Genomic DNA, 19,742 nt, shown 5'->3' on the forward strand with positions numbered 1-19,742 from the left:
TCCAAGAGGGAATCTCAAATTAAGTGCCAAGTCTCAAATTAAGTGCCAGGCTATCTTGTTGAAACTGCTAGAAGCGGAATCTTACGGTTAAATGCAAAACGACATGCCCTCCGATAATGAGAGGCCAAGATCTTCTACACCTTTTGCATCCTTCACCAGGTCGGCGACCGTTTCGGTCGCAATCGGTGTGCCGTCGTCCCCCACCATTTCCAGTACCAGCCGTGCCCGCATATCATTTTCCCGTGACGAGTTTTCCATAATGACCGGAGTGGAAAACCGGTTACGCCCGCAACACGCTTTGCCGTTCTCCAGTATTGTCGGGGACGGTGGTATTCCGCATGAGTTAGCAATCCGAAAATTCTTTGGTAAACCGTCGTGACTTCGATTGACCGCGCAGCAAGTGCTATCGCAACCATCCTGATCAGGGAGGGGATCGATTACCCGCAAAGCAAGGCGGTTCACGCCCGTGCGCAGGCTGGTGACAACGCGGCGCTTCTGGCTGCCGATCTTTTCTCGGAAAATCGCAGCATAAGGCAGATCACATCTGCTGATGCATGAGTACAAGATGGTCGCCCTGCCGCAGGCGCTCATTCACGTTCCGGCGTTTGAATGGCTGGCCTTGCCAAGAGACGCGCTGGTCGATCCGTTCAAGCGTTTCACGGAACTCTTCCCAACGATCCGGATCATCCATCATTGCAAAGGAGTTCGTGTCGCTGATTTCCTGGAAAAGCGCCACCGTCGTGGCCAGATCTTCGACCATTTCGTACCCGAAGGCGTTGTCCTGTCGCCACATCCAGCCCTTCGGGCCACCGCAATCCTCCTGCGGGCAATTGCCGTCCCCTCCGGGGCAATTCGGATAGCGAGTTTCCGGCTTGACGTTCCCGCGCTCTTCCAGTCGGATTTCGTGCTCCCATGGGATGTTGAGGTCGTACTCATACAGAAAGCGGCTACCCTTGTGCAGTTTCAGATCGTCAAGCGCAACCTTCGGAGAGTTAGCGGCCGTTTCCCAAGAGCCGTAACGCACCGTACGAATGACAAACTGATAAAGGTGAATGCTCTCCCAGCCCATCACGACCTGGAGCACACCGTGAAACTCGCGTAGCGTCATGGTCGAGGGCACCTGAACCCGCCGCCAGAGCATGGGGCTCACGTCTTTCAGAAAGATCCGGAATTGCAGGATCGTGGGAGACCCATCCGGCGTGGATGGACTTTTCGTCGCCGCCGCCGACCGACGTCTCTTGGTTGTTGGTTTCAAAACCATGGGCCTCCGCGAAAATCATCGCCACCCCCATAGCCCATTCAAGCCAGATCAGGCACTGCCACACAATTCCTCATGCTCTCCGATTAGCCGCAACGTGTAGTAGGTGAATTGCATTCCCCTGATAATTAACGTGTCGGGCTCCCTCTGTTCGTCCTTTCGGAAAGCGTCTCGCTTTCAGACGTTCAGCCCAGATCTTTGTCGCTTCTTCATATGCGTCTTTCAATCTTTTCTTCGCGACCTGCTCCGCTGGTGATTGGTCCAAGGTTTTGTTCCGAATTGCGCGAGCAGATTGAAATGATCCTGGACGAACGCAGCGGTACTCATTCGGGCGACGCTCTGTGGGATGAAAATCGGCGGGCGGATCGTATTTAGTCCACCAACCGGTTAAGAATTAGCTATGCGGATTGGTATCGTCCAGGAGCATCAATTCCTGGGAGCGCACCACGGCCTCGCGCTTCGCAGGTATTCTGGGAAATAAAATCGATTAGCGAATCTCACGAACGCCAAAAACCATCGTGTTTGCTCCTTCTTGCACTAGACAAAAATCAACTTTCTTGTTCGTTGGCGAGCGTGCGTTCTGGAACAGGACCTTCCTGAAGGGGCGTGGGACACGAGGACAGGGGCCGGACAACCGGAAAAATTGATGGGTCTGAAGATTGGGTCTCCAAGGGAGTTGACCCTCGGGGAAGCGCGCGTCTCGATGACGCCCGAAAGTGCGCAGCAACTGCAGAAACTGGGTTACGAATGCATCCTTGAAACTGGGGCTGGGACAGCGGCAGGTTTCACCGACGACGCTTACCGCGCTGCCGGCGTGACAATCGCGGGTGGGGCAGAGGAGTTGTACGCCACAGCTGACGTGGTTGCGAAAGTTCGCTCTCCACTGCCGTCGGAGGTCGGTCTCCTGAGGCCAGGGCAGACCCTCATCTCTTTCATCTATCCCGGTCAAAACCCTGAACTAGTGCAACAGGTGAAGGACTGTGGGGCCAATGTCATCGCCATGGACATGATACCGCGCATTTCGCGTGCTCAGAAAATGGACGCTTTGTCGTCGATGGCCAATATCGCCGGTTATCGTGCAGTAATCGAAGCAGGAAACAACTTTGGTCGCTTCTTTACAGGGCAGGTGACAGCGGCGGGTAAAGTGCCGCCGGCGAAGGTGCTGATCATCGGAGCAGGCGTCGCGGGCCTCGCCGCGATCGGGACAGCCACCTCCCTCGGCGCGATAACCTACGCGTTCGACGTGCGCCCAGAGGTCGCGGAGCAAATTGAGTCGATGGGTGCCGAGTTCGTCTACCTGGACTTCGGAGCCGATCAGCAGGACGGCGCTGCCACGGGCGGCTACGCCGCACCCTCGTCACCAGAGTTTCGCGAAAAGCAACTGGAGAGATTTCGCGAACTCGCACCTGAGATCGATATCGTAATCACCACTGCGCTCATCCCCGGTCGTGATGCTCCCAAGCTTTGGCTCGCCGATATGGTGGCGAAGATGAAGCCGGGCTCTGTGGTGATCGATCTTGCGGCCGAACGTGGTGGCAACTGTGATCTTACCGTCGCCGACCAACGTGTTGTCTCGGACAATGATGTCATTGTCATTGGCTACACAGACTTCCCAAGCCGTATGGCCGCACAAGCCTCCACGCTCTATTCGACGAACATCCGCCACATGCTGGCGGACTTAACACCCGGCAAGGACGGCAGGCTCGTCCACGACATGGATGACGATGTTATTCGTGGCTCGACCGTGGCCTTCGAAGGTGCGATCACTTACCCACCGCCGGCGCCCAAGGTGCGGGCAATCGCAGCTCAAAGGCCTAAAGAGAAGGTGAAGGAGCTTACACCTGAAGAAAAGCGGAACAAGGAATTGGCTGCCTTTAAGAAGCAGACCCAGAGCGTTGTCCTTCTCCTGACAATCGGAACGGCGCTTATCTTCGCGGTCGGCGCATATGCGCCGGTCAGCTTCATGAGCCATTTCCTGGTCTTCGTGCTGGCGTGCTTTATCGGATTCCAAGTCATCTGGAATGTTTCGCATTCATTGCATACGCCGCTAATGGCGGTGACGAATGCGATCTCCGGGATCATCATTCTCGGCGCTATTCTCCAGACCGGATCACCAAGTCAACTCGTGATGTCGCTCGCTGCACTGTCCGTGCTGGTGGCGACTGTGAACATCGTCGGCGGCTTCCTCGTCACGCGACGCATGCTTGCAATGTTCCAGAAGTCTTGATCGGGAGGGCACATCATGACGATCGGTATCGTTACCGCCGCATACATTTCGGCGGCAGTACTTTTCATTTTGTCGCTCGGTGGTCTCTCCGGGCAAGAAAGCGCAAAGCGCGCGATTTGGTATGGCATCGTCGGCATGACGCTCGCAGTGGTCGCGACAGTATTGGGACCAGGTGTCGGCAATTGGTTCGTTATCCTCCTTATGATCGTCGGGGGAGCCGTGCTCGGCCACTACGTGGCTAGCCGCGTGCAAATGACGGAGATGCCGCAGCTTGTGGCCGCGCTTCACTCCTTCGTGGGGCTTGCTGCAGTGCTCATCGGCTTCAACGCCCATGTCGAAGTGGCGATTGTTGCCGCTATGGACGAAACGGCTCGCGCAACACTAAGTGGGTTTGCGGATATCCTGGCTCATAAGACGTCAGTTGAACTCTCAATCATGAAGGTCGAGGTGTTCCTCGGCGTCTTCATCGGCGCTGTAACGTTCACCGGTTCGGTCGTGGCATTCGGCAAGTTGGCCGGCAAGGTGGACGGAAGGGCTAAAAAGCTCCCGGGGGGACACTTCCTCAACTTGGGCGCAGCTATCCTCTCAATCATCCTACTGTTGGCGTACGTCAATGGTGCCGAGGCATGGACGTTGGTCTTGATGACTTTCGCCGCGTTCTTCATCGGTTACCACCTCATCATGGGAATCGGTGGTGCAGATATGCCCGTCGTGGTTTCGATGCTGAATAGCTATTCCGGCTGGGCGGCGGCAGCGATCGGGTTCACCCTCGGAAATGATCTTCTGATCGTAACAGGTGCACTCGTAGGCTCTTCGGGCGCGATCCTGTCATACATCATGTGCAAGGCGATGAACCGCTCTTTCATCTCCGTTATTCTAGGCGGCTTCGGAGCCAGCGTTGGGCCGGCCATGGAGATCATTGGTGAACAGATTGCCATTGACGCTGAAGGGGTCGGGGCCGCGCTAAACGATGCCGACAATGTCGTTATCGTGCCGGGCTACGGAATGGCGGTCGCTCAGGCACAAGCCACTGTTTCGGAGCTTACTCGTCGCCTGCGCGCGGCAGGCAAAACAGTGCGGTTTGCCATCCATCCGGTGGCGGGACGGTTGCCGGGACACATGAATGTTCTGTTGGCCGAAGCAAAGGTTCCCTACGACATCGTTTTGGAAATGGACGAGATCAATGACGACTTCCCGAACGTTGACGTAGTTATCGTCATCGGATCGAACGACATCGTCAATCCGGCCGCACAGGAGGATCCAAACTCCCCGATAGCGGGCATGCCGGTATTGGAGGTCTGGAAGGCGAAGCAGGTATTCGTATCCAAGCGTGGCCAAGGAACCGGTTACTCGGGAATTGAGAACCCGCTCTTCTACAAGGAGAATTCGAGGATGTTCTATGGCGACGCGAAGAAGTCGCTTACCGACCTCCTCGCATTCGTTTCTTGACGGGGTGCTGGCCCGAAGCCGGACAAAAGACGAGATTTTCCTTCCATCGCCTGACAAGTCTGCTGGTGCGCAGAACAACTCCGGCCTACATCAAATTGGAAAGGGTCGCGGGGCAGGGAAACCCGTCGCCCCTTCTCTTTGTCGTGAAAAGGGATGCGCTTCCTGGTTCGGGGATGGGCTTCGATGCAATGCTGGGATCATCGAAACCAATTCCAGAATTGTCCGCCCCACTTGTCGGACCGCTTCGAGTGCCACTCGTTTGCGGTCCCCACGGCATGCTAACCACGCGTTCGTATCTGCTTAAGACCAAAAGCAGGTGTCTCACTCGCTTCTAAATCGTTCTCACGTTCCTCATCATGATCCGCATTGCGCGAATAGCTGCTTCGAGGTCTTGCGGGTCAACGCCTTTTATCAGCGCGTCTTCACGCGCCAGGGCAATGCGGATGACCGTTGCGTGGAGTTCGTAGCCTTTATCGTTAAGCCACCAGATCCGCTTACGAGGGTCCTTTTCCGACGTGACCGAACCGAGCAAGCCCATTTCATCGAGCGTCGCCAAAGCACGACTGGCTGCAGCTTTGTCCAGATTCACGACCTCACAGATCCTTGCGGCCGTGATTTCGGGTTCTATGGCAAGCATCGCGATCGTCCGCCACTCCGTAATGCCAATGCCAAATCGTTCACGATATATAGCCGACGCACCACGCGAGAGCGCATTGTTGATGCTCGAGAGAAAGAACGGGATGTAGTTGGTGATGTCGAGAATCTCGACCCCGTCTCGTAGCGTTGTCGGGTGGGAGATCCGGGCCTCAGGGCAAATCGCATCGGGTTCGGCACCTTGAAGCTTCTCGCGTATCTCATTTCGATCCATCAGGCAGTTTCTTTCAGCGCCTTTGCTAGGCCGACAATGTCGAAGTCCCGAGCTGCGAGCGCGTCCAGCGACACACCATTCGGATGTCGAAGAAGCTGTCTTGCGGCCATATGTTCGCCCGCGGCATTGATTGTCTCAAGGCACACTAATTTGCCCATCTTGAACCGAAAAACAAGTTGTCGTTCGCGCGGACGTACCAGTGGGACGTCTTGGTCCGCTGCCTGGCCGAGACCGGCAATTTGCAACTTTAGGGTACCTTGGTCGCTCCAGAACCACGGCACTGCATCGTATGGAACTCTTTTTCCGGTAATCCGCCTGGCGATGGTGCGGGCGTGATCCGTCGCTGCCTGCACTGATTCCAACCTGATGATGTCGCCTCCAGTCGGGCAAGGAAAGGCGGCGCAGTCGCCCAGAGCCGAGATGGACCGGTCAGCCGTCGTCAGTGTGTCGTCGACCAAGATCCCGTTTTTGACCGGAAGACCTGCCGCTTCAGCGAGCTCCGCGTTGGGACGAACCCCCGCGGCGAGAAGGATCATGTCGCCTTCGATGCGGCGCCCGTCGGACAGCCGGACACCACATGCCAAACCACCTTGGTCTGTTTCTAACTCAACCACCGACGCATCCATAATCAGTTCAGTGCCTAAGCGTTTATGAAAGGTGCGGAAGGTTTCAGAAATTGCCTGGGAAACCACGCGCGCCATGGGGCGTGATGCCGCCTCAACGACCGTCACGCGATGACCGGCAGAGACGGCGACAGCCGCAAATTCGAGGCCGATGAAGCCACCGCCGATGACAATCACCGTCCGCGCCGCGCATAGAGTGTCGCGGAGCCTGTCTGCATCCGCGGTCGTCCTCAGGCTGTAGACGTTGGAGGCTTCCAGTCCAGGTATGGGAGGTACGACGTTGCGCGCGCCGGTGGCAAAGACGAGGTGTTCATAGGGCACATTCCTACCCGTCGACGTCTCAACGGTCCGGGAAGCTCTGTCGATGCCGATGACCCGTTCTGGCGATACCAGGTCGATCCTGCTCCGCTCGTAGAAGCTCGCCGGGCGAAGTTGTATCGCCTCAGCGCGCCCGTTTTTCAGGTACGCTTTTGAAAGAGGTGGGCGCTGGTAGGGCAGGCCGACTTCGTCGCCGATCATGGTGATCGGCAAGTGATATCCTTCCTGCCGCAAGCTGGCCGCCAACTGGAAGCCACCCTGGCCGGCTCCGATGATGACGACGCCGTCGCTCATGATTGACTTTCCGGCAGGCGGATAACGAGACCGTCCAGTTCCGGCCGTATGCGGATCTGGCAGGAAAGGCGGCTCGTCGCCCTCACCGAGCAGGCGGCGCTCTCCAGCATATCCGCTTCTCCATCCGTGCGATCACCCACCGCGTCCGTCCAAACCTCGTCAACATAACAGTGGCAGGTGGCGCACATCATTGAGCCGCCACATTCGCCGACGATGCCGTCGACATCATTGGCAAGTGCCGCCCGCATGACGTTGTCCCCGTCGGCGGCCTCCACGGCAGTTTCCTTGCCGTCATGCGAAATGAAGTTAATCTTGGTCATGGCATTCCTACCTGGCAATGAAGCGTAGCGGCATTCGGTCGAGAGCGTGGATGGCATTGTTTGGGCGCCATACTGCCTCGCCCGCGAACTCAACCCCTTGGACCTTCTCGGAGAGAACGGTGAGCACAGTCTCCAGCTCAAGGCGCGCGAGGTTCTGACCAACGCAGCCGTGGATCCCTGCGCCGAACGCCATGTGGCCAACGGGTTTCCGATCGATTCGAAAGATGTCCGGATCGCCCCATTTCAGTGGGTCCATATTCGCCGATGCCAGGACGCAGAGAACCTTGGTTCCTTCGCCAACGGGAAGCCCCGCAACTTCAGTATCCTGATTGGCAGTGCGTGCGAACGTATGCACCGGCGAGGTGAAGCGCAGGACTTCTTCAAAACAAGGACGCGCCAGAGAAGGATCCGCCTTCAGTTTTTCGTATTCCTCAGGATTGGATGCCAGACACCATAAAGCACTGCCGATCCCCGTGACGGTCGTATCGACGCCGGCGGAAAGGAAGGAGCGGACAAGCATGGCCGCTTCGTCTTCGGTAACCTCGCCATCGTCCGCAGCGCCATAAATCAGAGCGCCAAGGCCATCCGCGGTCAGACGGTCGCGAGCGCAGGCGGCCGTAATCCACGGCACGATGTCCGGAGCCATTGCCATCGCGTTGCGCCTGAACTTGTTATCGGGACCCAGCGCGTTGAATACCATGGCCCCGTAATCGACGAGCTTACGCCGATCACTGTCCAGCATGCCGACAGCTTTCGGGAATACCGCGACGGGGAAGGCTTCGGCCAAATCGGCGACGGCTTCGAAGCTATCGCGCTCGATCAAACCGTCGATGATCATCTCGGCATTCTGACGAAACTCATCCTTCAATCCGGCGATTGCCTTTGGCGACAACGCACGTGCCATGACTTTGCGGGTCTTCGTATGATCCGGCGGATCGACTTCCAATATGATCGATGGTGGTCGCCAGGGCTTGCCGCACTTGAAGTCGTTAAGACCGACGCCGCGGGACGAGACAAAACGTGTGTGATCGGAGAAGATCTCGCGCGTCTCCTCGTAACGCCCCGTTGCGAGGACCGACCACTTCGAGATGTAAACGAGCGGTCCCCGCGCACGCAACTCCGCAAAGTAGGCTGCGGGATCGAGGAGCACATCTTCAGCGTATGGATCCACGTCCCATACCGGGATGCCAGAGGATGGCTCGAACGTCATATGGCCTTCAATCATGTTCATGAGTTTACCTCCTCCGCAGGTCAGGCGTAAGCGACGCCGATGTGGCGTCCCAGTAGTTTCGATCGTCTTTTGAGCGCGTCGGCTCCCCGTCGCTGTGATGACGACGGCGAGGCTTGCGATCACAACGCCGCCGCGGCGTGTTGCTCGACACCACTGTTCGTCTTCCATCCGCCGCCAGCGCTTGGAAACTTGCATCGATCGATCGCGGATGATCCCAAGCGCCTCGAGTGACTCGTCGAGAAGCACGACTTCCGGTGCCATCATCAGCGTCCGCGCAATGCCAGCATCTGCTGCTCGCTCCTTGAAAGCTGAGTGCCCCAATCTTTCGGCGATCTTTCAGTTTCGGAAAGGCTTCAACGAGCGACGTGATTCCGTGTAGGACTGAGGGGATATTTTCCTCCACCGCGAGTGACGGAAAAATGTCGCGTATTTGGCGTACCTGGCCTAACCCAGATGGTCGGTCTCTTCCCGGATCAGCAGTTGCTGGTTCTCAAGGCCAAGATTGGGGCCGCCGACGTCCTTGTAGGTGACTCGGTCTTGTGCTCGCCAGCCTGCTTTCCATGCCTTGCGAGATAGGTCTCGACGGCTTCCCCGTACTGGTTGCCGTACATGGCGACGTGGCCTGAGAATTACGCAATGGCGCCAACCCCGACTGTGTCGACCGAACTAACGCTGGAACAAACCGCGGCACTAGCAGCCGCCAAGGCTGCACGCGTGAAGATTTGCATGTGATCCTCCCAAATCCATGTCTATGCGAGCACTCCTCAGGTCGCACGAGTTGTGTTCGCAACTCATCGCCAATAAAGCTTAAGCTAGTTGAGTTGTCAACTGACATAATCATTGAGAAACCGAAACAGCAAACGCAGGAGCATAGATTTCAAGGATCGGGTCGTTATCTCAGCCTTCCCGATCAAGCTCATCTGAAGACCCTTTTGGCCCAACACTGTGGGTTCGTCCGTGGGATCGAGAACAAGGAACCGGATCTTCTCCCGAGCGCTTGACTATCGCAACCTCCAATCGCTCCCGGACGAACTGGGCTTCCTCGATATCGCCGATACTGATTGGCGCCACAAAACTCCCACGTTGCGGCAAGATGTCGATAAGTCCTGGCAAGACGGATCAATGCTTTGCGCACAGGTGTCCGGCTGACGCCCAACTGGCTTGGCTCAGTTAGCCGTTCGCGCGTTTAGACAGCATAGCGTCGAGACTTGCTGGGCCGCCGCCCGAAGTAGCAAAGTAAAGAAAAACAAAACTCCAACTGGCGGCGGTGTAACCGCCGTTTTCCGTGGGGAAAAAACTGACAGGAAGGTGCGCGGTGAAGTATGCGGCCGCCATGAGGCCGGAAAGAATGAAGGCGGATAGTCGGGTGAAGACCCCGATCAGGAAGCAAAGCCCAACGGTAAGTTCGATTAGGCCCGCAACCCATTCCGGTGAACCGAAAGCAGGCATGAACTCGCCAGCATGAAAATGAAATATTTTTGCGGTCCCGAAGGAGAAGACTATAAGTCCCATTACAATCCGAGTTGCGCTTAATAGTCCTGGTTGGAGGCCTGTGAGTTTTTTGATCATCAATAAATTACCTGCTGGAAAAGCTTAGTGCTGCTGATCATCAATGATCAGTTACCTGCCAGATTCACAGTCCCTTTTCGGATGATTACGTTGCCGTAAAACAGCGTCTCACCGGTGGCAATAATGGCGAAGGCTTCTTTCGCCCGCTCATAGAAGGCAAAGCGCTCAACGCGTGTAAGCTTGATGGCCGCGTCCGGAAGGGTGTCGAGCGCATTCTGGATTGCCTCATGGGCCGGGACGATAGCACCGGGCTCGCCGATCACCTCCATTCCGACAACTGGGTCAGGTTCGGATTCGTCGACCGGCATGACAGAAAGCACGGCTTTGAGCATGCGAGGAAGGTCGGCGGCCTCCATGCAAATTAGGCGCTTGGCAAGGGTCTGGGCGGGAAAGCTTCCGTCAGCAATCACTATCTCGTCGCCGTGACCCATCGCGCGAAGCGCGTGGAGTATATCTGCATTCAGGATGGGGTCGATACCAATGAGCATGGTCAATCCTCAGGTCAGGTCGTGAAGGTCTTTGGTGATGGCCGGGCCGATCTCAAATTCCGAAAAGCGGATGTTTAGGCCGCTACGCTCTGGCGTGCAGGCGGTTGGGCCGACTTGGTAGGTATCCGCGATGGGGAAGGGAGCGAGGCGAAGCAGCGGCCAGAAGCTGCCATCGCGCGACGCCTGGACGCGCATCGCGCCCTTGGCAAGCGTGATACGAATGTAGAAGTCCTCAAGCTCTTTGAAGGGCTGCGACACCGACCAGTCCGACTTGCCGTCGGTAATGACCGTGCTAAGGAACAGCTCGCCATCGGTGAATTCGACGCCGGTCTTGACCCAGCGCTTTTCGTCGATCCGGACCATCAGGCCAGCCTGGTCGTAAAGCGTCCGGAACTCGCCCTGGATGCGGATCTTTGCCGTGAAAGCGTCCGCCGAAGGGAAGCCCAGGAAATGGCCGCTGTCGCGAGTGAAACCGTAATAGGTCTCGCGCCAGAAATCAGTCTTCTGGTCTGTTGTCATGGTCAGGCTAGTGTCAAGGGCCTCTGCGCTTGCAGGAGCGTTCAGCCATGTGCCGTTTCTGAAATCGATGGTCATTTCGTTCCGTCCATTGAAAGTTGATAAGCGTCGATTGCGTTGCGCTCGAAGAAGCGATCGGCGACGCCAGGCCCCGTCGATGTCAGCCGGGAGGCAATGGCCTTGACCTCGGCATAGGAGGCGGCCAGCGTGGAAACCGGCCAGTCGGAGCCGAAGATCACTCGCTCGGGGCCGAAGCATTCGAGGGCGATCTTTATATAGGGGTCAAAATCTACGGGCGCCGCGCGATGGCAGTCGGCCTCTGTCACGAGGCCGGAAACCTTGCACCAGACGTTGCCATGTTCAGACAACTCCTTAAAGGCGGCATGCCAGGAGGTCGAAAAGCCTGACGCGATAGGCGGCTTGGCCATGTGGTCGAGCACGAAACGTCCGTTCGGAAAATGACCCACGAGATCTATTGCAGCGGGCAGCTCGCGCGTGCGCACCAGGAGATCGAAGGCGAGCCCTGCCTCGAAGACTGCGGCAATGCCTCGATGAACGGCAGGGCGGCGAAGCCAGTCCGCATCCGGTTCGTCATGGACATTATGACGGATACCGACGAGACGCTGTCCGCCCGGAAGCAACCCGCATGCCGTTAGCTGTTCAGCGATATCCTCGGCCTGCAGATCAACCCAGCCAACGACACCTGCTACAAAGCTGTACTTGTCGGCTATCGACAGGAAATCGCGCGTCTCTTCGAGATCGTGGCGGCATTGCACGAGAATGGTTGCATCGACGCCCGACGCGGCCATCAGCGGCATCAGCTCGGCGGGGCCGTAGTCGCGACGCAGCGGCTTCAACTCATCGCCTGCCATCCATGGATAGGTTCCCGTCGCGAGATTCCAGAAATGCTGGTGAGCGTCTATAACTCGGTTCGGCATCATCGGCTCACGCTGTCGGCGCTTCGGCGGCGATAAGGCACTCAGCCTTCAAGTCCTGCCAGAGCGCAGCTGGTATCGGCTGACGGAAATGGGTTGCGTTCTCCTCCATCTCCGTGGGGCTGCGGGCGCCTGTCAGGATGCTTGCAACGGCCGGATGGGCGAGCGGAAACTGGATCGCCGCCACCTTCAGCGGTACACCGTGGCTCAAGCAGACCGCCTCTAGCCGCAGCGCTCTGTCAATCAGCGATTGGTTCGCGTCCTGATAGTTGAACTTCGCGCCCGCTTTTGGATCAGCCAGCAATCCGCTGTTATAGACGCCGCCGATAACGACGGAGATGTTCTTCTCGACACAAAGCGGCAGGAAATCGGCAAGTGCTCCCTGTTCCAGCAGCGTGTAGCGGCCAGCAAGCAGGAAGCAGTCAAAATTGCCGTTGCGGGCGAATTCGGCGAGCATTTCGCTCTGATTCATGCCGGCGCCAACCGCGCCGATCGTGCCCTCGCTGCGCAATCTGTCGAGCGCCTTGTAGGCGCCGTCGATAGCCTGGGCGTAGTGATTATCCGGATCGTGAATATGAAGCACGTCAATGCGCTCGGCGCCGAGGCGCTTCAAGCTCTCTTCGATAGAGATCATCACGCCGTCATAGCTGAAATCGAAAACTGGGCGCTCCGGCGGCGTGCCCTTGTAATAAGCGTCTTCGCCCTCCGGTTTCTCGGGCAGGCGGAGCAGGCGGCCGACCTTCGTGCAGAGCACATAGTCGTTGCGTGACTTGGTTTTGAGAAACGCGCCTAGGCGCTGTTCGGCCATACCATTTCCATATTGCGGCGCGCTGTCGAAAAAGCGAACGCCGAGTTGCCAAGCCGTTTCCATTGTCTGTTCAGCGGACTTTTCGCTAGTCGCGGAATAGAGGCCCCCGATTGCCGTCGTGCCGAGACCGAGCGTGGTCACCTGCAGCTTCGTGGTGCCAAGGCGGCGTTTCTCAAATTTTTCTTTCATGAAAATTCCATCCCGAAAAGCGCCGGAAATCAGCCTGCTTTTTAATTTTCATTGTCTTTCCTTTCTGTCAATAAATTTCTTCCGAGAAAATTAGCTTGCACATGTACAAAAATTTTGTCAGCTTCTAGATATCGGTTTCGAGCATAGAAGACCTCAGCCATGACTGCCGACTTCTCAAAAGGTGCTGCATTTTCTGACGGGAAATTCGTCCCGGCGGGTGAAGCTGCGATTTCAGTTCTCGACTGGGGCTTTACCCGCTCCGACGTGACCTATGACGTCGTCCATGTCCGCGACGGCGCGTTCTTTCGTCTGCAGGACCATCTCGACCGCTTCGAGCGTTCGCTGCAGGGACTGCGACTTTCGCCGTCTTATTCTATGGCCGAAATCGGCGAGATTGCCATGCAGTGCGTCGCGTTGTCGGGCCTGCGCAACTCCTATGTCGCAATGATCTGCACACGCGGCAAGCCGCGGATTTTCGGATCCCGTCGCCCGCAGGATTGCGACAACAAGCTGATCGTCTACGCGATCCCGTGGATCGACGTGATCCCGCTCGATGTGCAGGAAAGGGGAGCCCATCTGCATATTGCTTCTGTGCCGCGCATCGCGCCCGCATCGATCGATCCGACCATCAAGAACTACCATTGGGGCGATCTAACCCGCGGTCTCTTCGAAGCCCATGACGCCGGCGCGGACACGGCGGTGCTCCTCGATGCCGAGGGGTTCGTGACCGAGGGGCCGGGCTTCAACGTTTTCGTCGTCAAGGACGGCAAGGTGCTGACGCCGGATCGCGGAGTGCTCGAAGGCATTACCCGCCGTTCTGTGCTGGAACTATGCGAAATGCTCGGCATTCCAGCCCGCATCGCACCTTTGACCAGGGAAGATCTGGCATCGGCGGACGAAATGTTCTGCACGACGACTGCGGGCGGCGTGATGCCCGTATCGAGGATCGGCGACCACATCATGGGCAACGGCAGACCGGGCGGGGTCAGCCTCAGGCTCAAGTCGTCCTACTGGGAACAGCATAAAGCCGGATGGCATCAGACACCGGTCGATTATTCAATCAAAACAACTTCGTTCTAAGGGGAACGTACATGAAAAGACGTGAATTTCTGACCACCACCACCTCTCTCGCAGTCGGCGCGCTCGCAGCCCCGGCAATTGTCCGGCCCTCCTTTGCCGCCGGCAAGGAGTTGCGCATGCTGACCTGGGAAGGTTATGCCGACGACCAATGGGTCAAGGCTTTCGAGAAAAAGACCGGCGCCAGCGTCAGCGTTAGCTACACCGGCAGCGTTGATGAAATCTTCGCGAAAATGACGGCGTCTGGAGGGGCGGATTTCGATGTAATCGCGATTGAGACCTCCTCTTATAAGCGCCTGACGCAGGAAAAGCTCATCCAGCCGCTCGATGAGTCAAAGCTGCCCAACTCCAAGAACCTTGCCGGCGCCTTCAAGAACGTTTCTGCCATCGTTATCGAGGGCAAGACCTACGCGGCACCGTTCGCGTGGGGCTCTATCCCGCTGATCTACAATGCCGATACGTTCCAGACCCCGCCAACCAGCTGGGAAGTGCTGTGGGACGAGAAATACAAGGGCCGCATCATCGTGATGGACGACGCCAATAATGCGATCGTGACCGCAGCGCTGACGCTCGGCATTCGCGATCCCTTCAACCTTACCGACGAACAGTTCGAGCAGGTCAAGCAGAAGCTGCTCAAGCAGAAGGCCAACATCGCCAGCTACTACGCCGGCTTCGACGATGGTGTCAGCATCTTCGCTCAGGGCGGCATCGACCTGATGATGTCGATGGGCGAGCCCCAGGCGCCGATGCTGAAGAAGCAGGGCGTCAATGTCGGCCTCGTTATTCCCAAGGAAGGCGCCATCGGCTGGATCGACTGCTGGGCGATCAGCTCCAAGGCTCGCGACGTCGATCTTGCGCATGCCTGGATCGATGCGATGCTTGACCCTGCCGTCGGCACCTATATCAGCACCAAGACCGGCTATGGCAACACTACCAACCAGGCCGTCAATATCGATGCGGGTCTCACCTATGCCGACAAGCTGGTCTTCCTGCAAGCACCGGAAGACTTCGCAAAGCGCATTGAGCTCTGGAACACGATTAAGGCGACCCCGGTACAGTAAGTATGACAGCGCAAAATTCAGTTACCGCGGGTCTGATGGTCGGGACACCAAATGTCATACAGCTCGTCGGCGTTACGAAGTCCTATAAGACTGTTGAAGTGCTCAAGCCAGTCGATCTCGATATCCGGGATGGTGAGTTCCTCACCATTCTCGGGCCCTCAGGCTCTGGCAAGACGACCATCCTGCGGATGATCGGTGGTTTCACACCCCCCTCGTCCGGCAGGATCTTACTACGCGGCACGGATATCGTCCACGTGCCGATCTACAAGCGGCCGTTCAACACGGTCTTCCAGGATTATGCGCTGTTTCCGCATATGACAGTGGCGCGCAATGTTGGCTACGGCCTGCGCATCCGCAAAACGCCGCAAGCCGAGATCAAGCGGCGCGTCGAGGCGGTGCTGGAGACCGTCAATCTCGCCGACAAGGCAGGTCGCTATCCGGCCGAGCTGTCGGGCGGCCAGCGCCAGCGTGTGGCGCTCGCGCGTGCCATCGTCTGCGAACCGCAGGTGATCCTGCTCGATGAACCGCTTGCGGCACTCGATGCCGAGCTTCGCCGTTCGATGCAGGAGTTTCTCAAGGACCTGCAGAGGCGCATCCGCACGACCTTCGTCTTCATCACCCATGACCAGGAAGAGGCGATTTCCATGTCTGACCGCATTGCGGTTATGGATCACGGTAATCTCGTGCAGGTTGGTACGCCGCAGGAGATCTACTACAAGCCGAAGAGCGAATTCGTCGCCAAGTTCTTCGGCGAGAACAACATTTTGCCCGCTAGTGCCAGTGGCTCTCCTCCTCTGGCCGTTATCGAAAGTCCGCTCGGCAAGCATTGGGCTCCGGCCGACCATCAGGGAGCGTTGCTGTTCGCGATCCGCCCTGAAAGTTTTCGCCTCCACGATGGCAGCGACCTGAGCGCCGACGAACGGATCGCCAAGGCGCGGCTGGATTCCGTAACCTTCCTCGGCGCGACCACGCAGCTTACGCTCTCCGTCGGGGCGTCTGACGAACATCGGGTGAAAATCAGGATTCCGACCGCGCTATCGACGCAGAACCTCGTGGCGGGCAGTGACGTCATGCTCCGCTGGTCGGAAACCGATGTCAGCTTCCTTCCGAAAGGGTGACGCCATGAGTATCGCCACGACGCCCACCGGCATTGGGATCGCTGAAGCCGCCGCAAGGCCCAGGCGTGGTCTCGGCAAGCTCGTCGCCAGGCTTCTCGTCTATGGCTTGCCGACGGTGATGATCCTGCTGCCGCTCGTCTCGTTCCTCGCCTCAAGCTTTCTCGGGCAGGACAACGGCAAGCCTACCGGCGGCCTGACATTCGCCAATTACGCCGCTTTCTTCACAAGCAGCAGCTATCTTTACGTCTTCTTCGGCACATTGAAGCTAGCCTTCACGGTGGCGCTGATATCCCTCTTCTTCGGGTATATCCTTTCCTACCTCATCTGGAGGCTGGAAGGTTCGGCGCGTTATCTGCTGCTTCTGCTAAGTGCTTTGCCGCTGGTCATGAACTATGTCGTGAAGATCTATGCCATGCGAAGCATCCTCGGCTTCAACGGCTTTCTGAATACGATGCTGTTGTCGCTCGGCATCATCGAAGTGCCGAGCAGGCTCTTCATCTTCAACCAGACAGCCGTGATGCTGACGATGGCGGTGATCTACCTCCCCTTCGGGATCCTGCCGATCTTTCTGGCGCTGGAGCGTATTCCGCAATCGCTGATATCAGCGGCGGCCGATCTCGGCGCCAAGCCCGGCCAGATCTTCATGACGGTCGTCCTGCCGCTCAGCCTTCCCGGCTCGATCGCGGCAGCGCTCTTCGTCATGGTGATTGCGCTCGGCGATTATCTGACACCTCAAATGGTGGGCGGCAGCGAAGGCTTCACCTTCGGTCGGGCCGTCTGGAGCCAGTTCGGCATGGCCTTCAACTGGCCGTTCGGTGCCGCACTTGCCGTCATGTTGCTGCTCGCCGTCGTGGCGCTGATTGCGCTTGCTTCCCTTATCTCACGCACAGCGAGGGTCAGATGAGCTTGCCAGAACGCATCACGGTCACCCTCCTCTGGATCATCGGCACCATCACTTTCGCCGTTCTTTACGCGCCGGCTGCCATCGTGATCCTCCTCTCTTTCGTCGGCGTGAAGGACCGGAAGCTCGACTGGTCGGATCTTTCGCTGCAATGGTACGGCAAGTTTGCCAGCAACAGCCAGCTCATCGACGCGCTCTCGAATTCCCTAATCGTCGGCGTTTGCGCAGTGGTGATCGCGAGCACAATTTCCGTCGGCCTTGCCTATTACATGAAGACGGGCGCGCGTGCGGGCCGCTCCTACGTCGAGTTCGTGATCTTCCTGCCCTTCGTGCTGCCCGCGATCATCACCGGCATCTCGCTGCTGATCGCCTTTCGCCAGGTCGGCATCGAGCGGAGCCTGATCACGGTAACGGCAGGTCACGTTGTTCTGATTCTGGCGGTCATCTACCGGATGGTCACGATCAGGCTCGACGCGCTTGAAAATTCGCAGATCGAAGCCTCCCTCGATCTCGGGGCAAACAGCTGGGAAACCTTTGTACATGTCGTGTTCCCCCAACTGCGCTCGGCCTTGCTTACCAGTTCGCTACTTGCATTTGCCCTCTCATTCGACGAAACATTGGTAACGTTTTTTCTCGTCGGAGGTGAAACAACGCTCCCGATGCGATTGTGGGCAATGATGCGAACGGGCTTCACCCCGGAAATAAATGCACTTGTTTCAGTAGTGCTTTGTGTGACGCTTTTGTTCGCGGCCCTGGCTGCCATGTCTCTGCGCGAGAGCATCGAGCGGAAATCATGACTTCGACAAAATGCACCGACCAGATTGGAAAACACGGCACGATATGAATGAAAAGGTAAAAAACCTCGGAAAGCTGCTGAAGGACCGGCGCTCCTATCACGGATGGACGCTTGCGGAAGTCAGCTCGATGACGGGAATTGCGACCTCCACCCTCTCGAAGGTTGAGAATGGTCACATCTCGCCGAACTTCGATACGATCCTCAAGCTCTCGCATGGGCTCGGCGTCGAAATCGGCGACCTATTGAACTCGTCGCCCAACGAGCCGACGCCGCCGCTCGTCGTGGCGCGCCGCAGCATCAACCGCAATCTCGTCGGCCAGCAGCTCGAACGGCAGTACTACCGCTACAGTTACCTCTCTTCCGACGTCGCCCACAAGCGCATCATCCCGATTCATATCGAGGTGCGGGCGCTGACGCCGGAGCAGATGGGACCGCTGACCTCGCATGTCGGCGAGGAGTTCATTCTCGTCCTCAGCGGCAAGATCAGGCTCTTCAGCGAGTATTATGAGCCGACCGATTTGGAAGAGGGCGACAGCGTTTATCTCGATAGCACCATGAAGCACGGATATATGTCTCTGCAGCCGCCGAGTAGTTCCATGATGGTCTGCTGCTCCAGCGCAACGCCGAACCTCGCCCAGACACTGCGGGAAGTGATCAAGGAGCAGATCATCTCCGAGCAGCAGGCCAAGGGGAGAAGCAATTAGCTCTCTTCGGTCAATCGAGCACATAGGATATCGGAGTGACATTTGAGATGGCGAGATAGGCCTGCAGGCGTTCGCTCGCCTTGTTGCCGGAGGCTTCGAGATGGTCGGTCAGCGCCTTCCGTGCGAGCGGATAGTCGTGCGCGGCGATCGCGTCCATGATGTCGAGATGTTCGTCCATGAAGGCGTCGATCGGCAGCGTGCCGCGCACGGCGCGCTGGATATGCTTGCCGGCGACGAGCACGCAGCGCGTGCGTTTCAGTGCTTCCAGTATCTCTCCATTGGCGCTGAATTTCAGCGTCGCGACGTGCAGGTCTTCTTCCAGCGCATCGAGTTCGGCACTGGCTATATCGGGAAACTTACCCGACACGGTGGTGAGCCGCTGCCGCATGGCGGCAAGTGTCGTTGCAGGGATATTCTGCATGGCGGTTTTCAGCGCCGCCGGCTCCAGCAACAGGCGCACCTCGTAGAGATCGCGGAAACGGTCCTCGTCGAGCGGGTTGATCCACCAGCGCGATTTGTCGTCGCGCACGACGATGCCGTTCTTGGCTGCGTGGTTGAGAATATCGCCGGCGACAGTGCGCCCGACATTATAATGACGCGCCAGCGCCAGTTCGTTGATGCGGAAGCTGCCGAAGACGGCGCGCAAGATCACCGTATTTTCGAAGTCGTAATAGAAGCTCTGCCAGGCAAACGTCTTCGGGCTGGCGCTTGCCTCCAACTCAAGGTCCAGCATGTCGGGCGAGATCTTCAGGCGGAGCGGCTCGCCTTCTCGTCCGGCCAGCACGCCGCGCCCGTCGAAGCGCCGCACCAGCCCCTCGGTCTCAAGCGTCGCCAGCGCCTGCTTGACCGGCGAGCGGCTGGAATCGAAGAGGGTCGCGATCGGCCCTTCCAGAAGCACGGTGCCCTCCGGAATGGTCTTCGACGTCACGGCTTTGCGCAGCGCATTGGCGATGGCTTCGTAGGCGAGGGTACGGTGCGCCATAAAATCCTTT

The 19,742-nt window shown here is 57.8% G+C and carries 21 protein-coding genes; 9 read left to right on the forward strand and 12 right to left on the reverse strand.

The genetic code is table 11. The features are described from left to right. Nucleotides 1–87 precede the first annotated feature (87 nt). Nucleotides 88–231: a hypothetical protein gene (locus AB8B33_RS34795; RefSeq protein ID WP_439019335.1), complete on the reverse strand. Its 144-nt coding sequence runs from the start codon at nt 229–231 to the stop codon at nt 88–90. Nucleotides 232–375: 144 nt separating this feature from the next. On the opposite strand from AB8B33_RS34795, the gene AB8B33_RS34800 reads away from it, so the two are divergent. Beyond that, the gene (locus AB8B33_RS34800) at nt 376–558 is read left to right on the forward strand and encodes a hypothetical protein (RefSeq protein WP_439018959.1); all 183 of its coding nucleotides are present in this window, start codon (nt 376–378) and stop codon (nt 556–558) included. On the opposite strand, the gene AB8B33_RS34805 is transcribed toward AB8B33_RS34800, so the two are convergent. Continuing rightward, nucleotides 539–1,261 (reverse strand): plasmid pRiA4b ORF-3 family protein, encoded by a 723-nt coding sequence (locus AB8B33_RS34805; protein WP_439018960.1) that lies wholly within the window; start codon nt 1,259–1,261, stop codon nt 539–541. The genes AB8B33_RS34800 and AB8B33_RS34805 overlap by 20 nt on opposite strands. A gap of 649 nt (nt 1,262–1,910) precedes the next feature. Here AB8B33_RS34805 and AB8B33_RS34810 point away from each other — a divergent pair. Both AB8B33_RS34810 and AB8B33_RS34815 read left to right on the forward strand, forming a co-directional pair. Continuing rightward, nucleotides 1,911–3,485 carry a Re/Si-specific NAD(P)(+) transhydrogenase subunit alpha gene (locus AB8B33_RS34810; RefSeq protein ID WP_439019308.1) on the forward strand — a complete coding sequence of 525 codons (1,575 nt, stop codon included), beginning with the start codon at nt 1,911–1,913 and terminating at the stop codon, nt 3,483–3,485. Nucleotides 3,486–3,500: 15 nt separating this feature from the next. Further along, complete coding sequence (locus AB8B33_RS34815) at nt 3,501–4,934, forward strand: NAD(P)(+) transhydrogenase (Re/Si-specific) subunit beta (protein ID WP_439018961.1); 1,434 nt, start codon at nt 3,501–3,503, stop codon at nt 4,932–4,934. 331 nt (nt 4,935–5,265) lie between these two features. Here the strand turns inward: AB8B33_RS34815 and AB8B33_RS34820 are convergent, their stop codons facing one another. The 9 genes from AB8B33_RS34820 to AB8B33_RS34860 form a co-directional block, all read right to left on the reverse strand. Then, nucleotides 5,266–5,802: a MarR family winged helix-turn-helix transcriptional regulator gene (locus AB8B33_RS34820; protein ID WP_439018962.1), complete on the reverse strand. Its 537-nt coding sequence runs from the start codon at nt 5,800–5,802 to the stop codon at nt 5,266–5,268. Next, on the reverse strand, nt 5,802–7,037 hold the full coding sequence (locus tag AB8B33_RS34825) for an NAD(P)/FAD-dependent oxidoreductase (RefSeq protein ID WP_439018963.1): 1,236 nt from the start codon (nt 7,035–7,037) through the stop codon (nt 5,802–5,804). The genes AB8B33_RS34820 and AB8B33_RS34825 overlap by 1 nt, the downstream gene beginning before the upstream one ends. Then, nucleotides 7,034–7,357, reverse strand: a complete 324-nt coding sequence (locus AB8B33_RS34830) for a 2Fe-2S iron-sulfur cluster-binding protein (protein ID WP_439018964.1) — start codon at nt 7,355–7,357, stop codon at nt 7,034–7,036. Before AB8B33_RS34830 ends, AB8B33_RS34825 begins: the two co-directional genes overlap by 4 nt. Nucleotides 7,358–7,364: 7 nt before the next feature. Continuing rightward, on the reverse strand, nt 7,365–8,849 hold the full coding sequence (locus AB8B33_RS34835) for a cytochrome P450 (RefSeq protein WP_439018965.1): 1,485 nt from the start codon (nt 8,847–8,849) through the stop codon (nt 7,365–7,367). Nucleotides 8,850–9,758: 909 nt separating this feature from the next. Beyond that, nucleotides 9,759–10,157, reverse strand: coding sequence for a DoxX family protein (locus AB8B33_RS34840; protein ID WP_439018966.1), 399 nt, complete (start codon nt 10,155–10,157; stop codon nt 9,759–9,761). A gap of 47 nt (nt 10,158–10,204) precedes the next feature. Continuing rightward, nucleotides 10,205–10,645, reverse strand: a complete 441-nt coding sequence (locus AB8B33_RS34845; protein ID WP_439018967.1) for an RbsD/FucU family protein — start codon at nt 10,643–10,645, stop codon at nt 10,205–10,207. Between the two features lie 9 nt (nt 10,646–10,654). Beyond that, complete coding sequence (locus tag AB8B33_RS34850) at nt 10,655–11,239, reverse strand: DUF1349 domain-containing protein (RefSeq protein WP_439018968.1); 585 nt, start codon at nt 11,237–11,239, stop codon at nt 10,655–10,657. After that, on the reverse strand, nt 11,236–12,099 hold the full coding sequence (locus tag AB8B33_RS34855) for an amidohydrolase family protein (RefSeq protein ID WP_439018969.1): 864 nt from the start codon (nt 12,097–12,099) through the stop codon (nt 11,236–11,238). Before AB8B33_RS34855 ends, AB8B33_RS34850 begins: the two co-directional genes overlap by 4 nt. 7 nt (nt 12,100–12,106) lie before the next feature. Next, complete coding sequence (locus AB8B33_RS34860; RefSeq protein ID WP_439018970.1) at nt 12,107–13,093, reverse strand: aldo/keto reductase; 987 nt, start codon at nt 13,091–13,093, stop codon at nt 12,107–12,109. A 159-nt stretch (nt 13,094–13,252) separates the two neighbouring features. On the opposite strand from AB8B33_RS34860, the gene AB8B33_RS34865 reads away from it, so the two are divergent. The 6 genes from AB8B33_RS34865 to AB8B33_RS34890 are packed head-to-tail and all read left to right on the forward strand — an operon-like array spanning nt 13,253 to nt 18,750. Beyond that, entirely contained in the window at nt 13,253–14,173 is a 921-nt protein-coding gene (locus tag AB8B33_RS34865; RefSeq protein WP_439018971.1) for an aminotransferase class IV, read from the forward strand. Nucleotides 14,174–14,184: 11 nt separating this feature from the next. Beyond that, nucleotides 14,185–15,231 (forward strand): ABC transporter substrate-binding protein, encoded by a 1,047-nt coding sequence (locus AB8B33_RS34870; protein WP_439018972.1) that lies wholly within the window; start codon nt 14,185–14,187, stop codon nt 15,229–15,231. 35 nt (nt 15,232–15,266) lie between these two features. Then, entirely contained in the window at nt 15,267–16,349 is a 1,083-nt protein-coding gene (locus AB8B33_RS34875; protein ID WP_439018973.1) for an ABC transporter ATP-binding protein, read from the forward strand. A 4-nt stretch (nt 16,350–16,353) separates the two neighbouring features. Next, a complete protein-coding gene (locus AB8B33_RS34880; RefSeq protein ID WP_419424968.1) occupies nt 16,354–17,253 on the forward strand; it encodes an ABC transporter permease in 900 nt (299 codons plus the stop codon). Next, complete coding sequence (locus AB8B33_RS34885) at nt 17,250–18,047, forward strand: ABC transporter permease (protein ID WP_130663772.1); 798 nt, start codon at nt 17,250–17,252, stop codon at nt 18,045–18,047. The genes AB8B33_RS34880 and AB8B33_RS34885 overlap by 4 nt, the downstream gene beginning before the upstream one ends. 43 nt (nt 18,048–18,090) lie before the next feature. After that, the gene (locus AB8B33_RS34890; RefSeq protein WP_164021754.1) at nt 18,091–18,750 is read left to right on the forward strand and encodes a helix-turn-helix domain-containing protein; all 660 of its coding nucleotides are present in this window, start codon (nt 18,091–18,093) and stop codon (nt 18,748–18,750) included. A gap of 10 nt (nt 18,751–18,760) precedes the next feature. Here the strand turns inward: AB8B33_RS34890 and AB8B33_RS34895 are convergent, their stop codons facing one another. Then, nucleotides 18,761–19,732 carry a GntR family transcriptional regulator gene (locus tag AB8B33_RS34895; protein WP_439018974.1) on the reverse strand — a complete coding sequence of 324 codons (972 nt, stop codon included), beginning with the start codon at nt 19,730–19,732 and terminating at the stop codon, nt 18,761–18,763. Between the last annotated feature and the right edge of the window lie 10 nt (nt 19,733–19,742).

Origin of the sequence: Rhizobium sp. 768_B6_N1_8 (assembly GCF_051811225.1) — a bacterium.
Taxonomy (GTDB): domain Bacteria; phylum Pseudomonadota; class Alphaproteobacteria; order Rhizobiales; family Rhizobiaceae; genus Rhizobium.